Here is a 4,200-nt window from a genome sequence, read left to right as displayed (position 1 = left end):
ATTTCATCAGAGGCTGAGCGCAGTGATGTCCTGCACGGACGGCAACTCCCTCCGCGTCAAGAATCGTCGCAACATCATGTGGGTGGACGTCCTTTACATTGAAGGTAATGATTCCGGTCTTATTATCACGCTTCGTATCGCAGCCGTAAAGCTCGATAAACGGCAGCTCCCGGAGCTGCGGCAGAGCGTAGTCAACCAAATCCTTTTCAATCGCCGTAATACGTTCAAAGGTGAGCTTTTCGAGGTAATCAACAGCTGCCGTAAGTCCCGCGGCACCGCCCACGTTCTGCGTTCCTGCCTCGAATTTTGCAGGAAGCTCTGCATAGGTGGTCGTTTGTTCCTCTACATACTCAATCATATCTCCACCCCTGAGGAACGGAGGCATAGCGTCGAGAAGCTTTTCTCTGCCGTAGAGCACGCCGATTCCCATAGGAGACAGCATTTTATGTCCGGAAAAAGCGAAGAAATCCGCGTCCAAAGCCTGAACATCAACCGCCATGTGTGCAACGCTCTGAGAGCCGTCAACCACCACAACGGCACCGACACCGTGAGCCCTGTCAGCGATTTCCCTGACGGGATTTACAAGTCCCAGCACATTTGATACCTGTGTAACCGCAACAAGCTTTGTTTTTTCCGTAATCTTCGTCTGTATATCTTCCTCGGACAGATTTCCATCCTCTTCAAGGTAGATGTATTTGAGCACCGCGCCCTTTGAATGAGCCACATGCTGCCACGGCACTAGATTGCTGTGGTGCTCCGCGATAGTTATTACGATTTCGTCGCCTTCCTTGATATTCGTAAGACCGTAGCTGTACGCAACAAGGTTCAGCGCTTCAGTGGCATTTTTAGTGAAAATAATCTCGTTGGACTTTTTTGCGTTGATAAACTTGCGCACGCGCTCACGCGCATTTTCGTATATGTCCGTAGCCTCAACGGAGAGAGCGTATGCTCCGCGGTGAGGGTTCGCGTTGCAGCCTCCGTAGTAGCCGCATACTGCATGAATCATGCTCTCCGGCTTCTGTGTTGTCGCGCCGTTGTCGAGATAGACAATGGGTTTGCCGTTCATATTCTGTGCCAAAAGAGGAAAGTCCCTGCGGAACTCCTGTGCATCATTTATCATCGGCTATTCTCCCTTCTATCTCATTTCTTATTTCGTCAGCAAGCTCCTTGTCCGGGATACGTGCCAAAACAGGCGCGATTGCTGCCTCGACTACAAGCTTTTTAGCCTCTTCCAAATCCAGTCCGCGGCTCATAAGATAGAACAGCTTCTGCTCGTCCATCTTTCCTATGCTGACCGCATGATGTCCGTCAACGTCCGCTTCTCCCGAAAGCATGAGAGGAACGGAACGGTTTCTTACCTTCGGTGAAAGCAGCATTACTTCCTCGCGCTCGCGTCCCACAGAGCCCTCGGAGCCCTTTATGAAATCCAGCGTTCCTCGGAATACCTTCTCGCTTTCGCCTGTCATTGCCCCATGCACCATCATGGTTGCGTCCGTGTGGCGCCCCTCCTGACGGATTATGTAGTTCAAATCCACACGACGCCGGCCGTCCGCAAAATACAAAGAGGAAACGTCAGCCTTGCTTCCGTCGCCTTTAAGCTCGACGAAAAGCTTTGATGCAGCCTCGCTTCCGCCGGCCTCAACAGCCGTGTACTTAAACTCAGCATCTTTATCACAGACTACTTCAACCGTATCTGCATGAGGGTGTCCGTCAGCCAGCACCGCACGCACCAGATGAAGCTGTGCGCCCTCCTCCAGCTCAACACGGATTTTTCCCGCAAGCTCTTCACGGTAGACCACAACGGCCTCAGCCTTCTGTCCCTTCGGAACTGTTATCAGTCGTCCTGCTCCTGCCTCGTCAAGGACACATGCAGGCATTTTTGCTTCATTAACACCGAGCCAGCGCCATGTGCGCATGGGAATCTCGCTGAAAACAATCTGTTCTTTTGTCTCTGCCATCAGCCCATCGTCCCTTCCAGCTCAATATTGATGAGATTATTCATTTCAACCGCATACTCCAGCGGCAGAGCCTTCGCAATCGGCTCTACGAAGCCACGCACAATCATAGCGCGCGCCTCGTCCTCACTGATACCGCGGCTCATGAGGTAATAGACCGCCTCATCGCTGATGCGGCCGATTTTTGCCTCGTGTCCGATATCCGCTTCGTCTCCCTGGATATCCATGGTCGGCAGCGTATCCGAACGGGATTCGCTGTCCAGCATCAGGGATTCGCAGTTCACCGAGCATTTCGCGTACGGCGCATTGGACGTGACCTTTACGCCGCTTCTGTATGTGGCAATACCTCCGTCCTTCGAAATGGTACGGGTATTGATTGTTGCGGAGGTATGCGGGGCCGCGTGTACCACCGTTGCCCCCGTATCAAGATTCTGTCCGTGACCTGCAAAGGTAACACCCGTGAACTCGCATTTTGCGTTCTCACCGTGAAGAATACTTGTCGGATAAAGCATGGAAACATGTGAACCGAAGGAACCGGAAACCCATTCGATGATTCCGTCCTTTTCAACGAGAGCACGCTTCGTGTTGAGATTCATCATGTTGCGCGACCAGTTTTCAATGGTTGAATAGCGCAGACGCGCGCCTTCCTTGACGAAAAGCTCGACACAGCCCGCATGAAGATTCGTTACATTATATTTAGGCGCGGAGCAGCCCTCAATGAAATGCAGGCTGGCGCCCTTTTCTACAATAATAAGCGTATGCTCAAACTGTCCGGCACCTGCCGCATTCAGACGGAAATAGGACTGCAGAGGAATTTTCACCTGCACACCCTCCGGCACGTAGACGAAGGAGCCGCCCGACCAGACCGCGCCGTGAAGCGCAGCGAATTTGTGGTCCTTCGGCGGAACCAGCTTCATGAAGTATTCCTTTACGATATCCTCGTACTCCCGAAGCGCTGTTTCCATATCCGTATAAACTACGCCCTGCTTCGTCAGGCTCTCCTGAATACTGTGGTAAACAACCTCGGAATCATACTGAGCGCCAACGCCTGCCAGAGAGGTTTTCTCCGCGTCAGGAATTCCGAGACGGTCAAAGGTATCTTTAATATCCTCAGGCACCTCGTCCCAGTTGCCTACCATCTTGGCGTCAGGACGCACGTAGGTTACGATTTCGTCCATATTCAGATCCGAAAGATCAGGGCCCCATGTAGGCATTTCCGTATGATTGTAGACGTCAAGCGCCTTAAGACGGAACTCCTTCATCCATTCTGGGTCATTCTTTTTTGCGGAAATATCGAGAACGATATCCTCCGTAAGACCGCTTTCCGACTTATAAACGGAACGGTCCTCGTTTCGTATGTCATAGAGCGACCGCTCTATATCCTCAATAAATGTCTTTTTCTTTGCCATGACCGCACCTCATTCTGCCTTGTCCAAAAGATGCGTAAATCCGTTGCGGTTGATTTCGTCGATGAGCTCCGCGCCGCCTTCCTGCGCAATACGGCCCTTTACAAGCACATGCACCTTGTCCACCTTCAGCTCGGAAAGAATGCGGGCATTATGTGTGATGATAATGCAGGCATTGTCTTCGTTATGGAACGCGCTTACACCCTTGGAAACAATCTGCACCGCGTCAACATCAAGACCCGAATCCGTTTCGTCCAGAAGCGCAAGCTTCGGCTGCAGCATGAGAAGCTGGAGAATCTCCGTGCGCTTTTTCTCACCGCCGGAAAAACCTACATTGAGGTAGCGGTCAGCGTACTCAGGATTCATCTGCAGCTTTTCCATAGCAGCCTTAAGCTCTTTTTTGAAGGCAACGACCTTAATCTTTTTGCCTGTGATTGCCTGCTTTGCCGTGCGAAGCATATTCTCAACCGTAATGCCCGGAATCTCCTCAGGTGTCTGGAAGGACAGGAAAAGACCCTGACGGGCACGTTCAAATGTAGATTTTGAAGCCAGGTCCTCACCCTCAAATGTCATGGTACCTTCCGTGACCTGATACTTCGGATGTCCCATTATGACATTCATAAGGGTGGATTTTCCCGAACCGTTCGGCCCAAGGAGTACATGTACCTCACCCTTCTTCACGTTGAGGCTAAGTCCCTTTAATATCTCGCGTCCTTCAACGCCCGCGTGCAAATCATGGATGGCCAGTAAATCTTTTTCCACAAAAATCTATCTCCTTTTATTTCGTTACTTTTATTCTAACAAGTTTAGTTGCACTTATTATTATAACAGGATTTTTT

4 protein-coding genes are annotated in these 4,200 nt (G+C 51.0%); all 4 read right to left on the bottom strand.

The annotated features are described in order from the left end of the window. Positions 1-1,120: SufS family cysteine desulfurase (locus ACY69O_RS06990; protein ID WP_462332751.1), on the bottom strand; the 1,120-nt coding region annotated here is incomplete at its 3' end. Beyond that, complete coding sequence (locus ACY69O_RS06985) at positions 1,110-1,958, bottom strand: SufB/SufD family protein (RefSeq protein ID WP_462332750.1); 849 nt, start codon at positions 1,956-1,958, stop codon at positions 1,110-1,112. The genes ACY69O_RS06990 and ACY69O_RS06985, both read right to left, overlap by 11 nt. Beyond that, entirely contained in the window at positions 1,958-3,364 is a 1,407-nt protein-coding gene (sufB, locus tag ACY69O_RS06980; protein WP_462332749.1) for a Fe-S cluster assembly protein SufB, read from the bottom strand. The genes ACY69O_RS06985 and sufB overlap by 1 nt, the downstream gene beginning before the upstream one ends. Before the next feature lie 9 nt (positions 3,365-3,373). Next, a complete protein-coding gene (sufC, locus tag ACY69O_RS06975) occupies positions 3,374-4,123 on the bottom strand; it encodes a Fe-S cluster assembly ATPase SufC (RefSeq protein ID WP_462332748.1) in 750 nt (249 codons plus the stop codon). Positions 4,124-4,200: the final 77 nt, after the last annotated feature.

Source organism: Schwartzia sp. (in: firmicutes) (genome assembly GCF_978017985.1).
This window is presented reverse-complemented; position numbering and strand designations above follow the sequence as displayed.

Excerpts from the sequence above, each read along its gene's own strand:
- sufB (WP_462332749.1), bottom strand. The coding sequence starts at position 3,364 with ATGGCAAAGAAAAAGACATTTATTGAGGATATAGAGCGGTCGCTCTAT.
- ACY69O_RS06985 (WP_462332750.1), bottom strand. The coding sequence starts at position 1,958 with ATGGCAGAGACAAAAGAACAGATTGTTTTCAGCGAGATTCCCATGCGC.